Below are 579 nucleotides of genomic sequence, written 5' to 3'. Positions count from 1 at the left end.
TGATACCTCGGCGGCTGCCCCCGGTGTCGCCCTGACCACCGACTCCGGCAGCAGCGCGTCCGATCACGTCACCAATGTCGGCACGCTGAACCTCACCGGTGTCGAAACCGGCGCCACTGTCGAATATTCGACCGACGGCGGTCACACCTGGAACACCAGCTTCAGCGCCGTCGAAGGCCTGAACGACGTGCAGGTCCGGCAGACCGATATCGCCGGCAACACGTCGTCGGCGACCTCCTTCAGCTTTACGCTCGATACGTCGGCTGCTGCCCCCGGTGTCGCCCTGACCACCGACTCCGGCAGCAGTGCGTCCGACCACGTCACCAACGTCGGCACGTTGAACCTCACCGGCATCGAAACCGGCGCGACCGTCGAATACTCGATCGACGGCGGCCACACCTGGAGCACCAGCTTCAGCGCGGTCGAAGGCCTGAACGACGTGCAGGTCCGGCAGACCGACATCGCCGGCAATACGTCGTCGGCGACGTCGTTCAGTTTCACGCTCGATACGTCGGCCGCCGCACCGGGCGTGGCGCTCGCCACCGATTCGGGCAGCAGTGCGTCCGACCACGTCACCAA

Annotated in this window: 1 protein-coding gene; it reads left to right on the top strand. The window is 66.1% G+C overall.

Going from position 1 to position 579, the window contains the following annotated elements; translation table 11 throughout:
* The coding region (locus tag U4Y91_RS36585; RefSeq protein ID WP_321809128.1) for an Ig-like domain-containing protein at positions 1 to 579 on the top strand (579 nt) is incomplete at both ends.

Source organism: Burkholderia sp. BCC1993 (genome assembly GCF_905339865.1).
Taxonomy (GTDB): domain Bacteria; phylum Pseudomonadota; class Gammaproteobacteria; order Burkholderiales; family Burkholderiaceae; genus Burkholderia.
The sequence above is the reverse complement of the archived record's forward strand: the minus strand, read 5'-3'. Positions and strand labels throughout refer to the sequence as shown.